Below are 230 nucleotides of genomic sequence, written 5' to 3' on the forward strand. Positions count from 1 at the left end.
CGGGTCAGCGCCGCCGACACCGGCGCGGTGCCCTGCGTCATCTCGCGGGCGATCTCGATCGCGCGGGGCAGGACCCGCTCGGTCGGGAGCAGCTCACGCACCAGTCCGCGCTCGAGGGCCTCGGCGGCGGGGATCGTCCTGCCGCCCACGGTCCACTCGACTGCTGTAGAGATGCCCACCACCCGGGGCAGGAACCAGCTCGAGCACGCCTCCGGGACCAACCCGCGGCG

1 protein-coding gene is annotated in these 230 nt (G+C 74.8%); it reads right to left on the reverse strand.

What is annotated here, in order from left to right; genetic code table 11:
- On the reverse strand, window positions 1–230 hold a 230-nt coding region (locus B4M60_RS05935), incomplete at both ends, for an enoyl-CoA hydratase-related protein (protein WP_291081206.1).

It is taken from the genome of Dietzia sp. UBA5065 (assembly GCA_002415925.1).
Lineage (GTDB): Bacteria > Actinomycetota > Actinomycetes > Mycobacteriales > Mycobacteriaceae > Dietzia.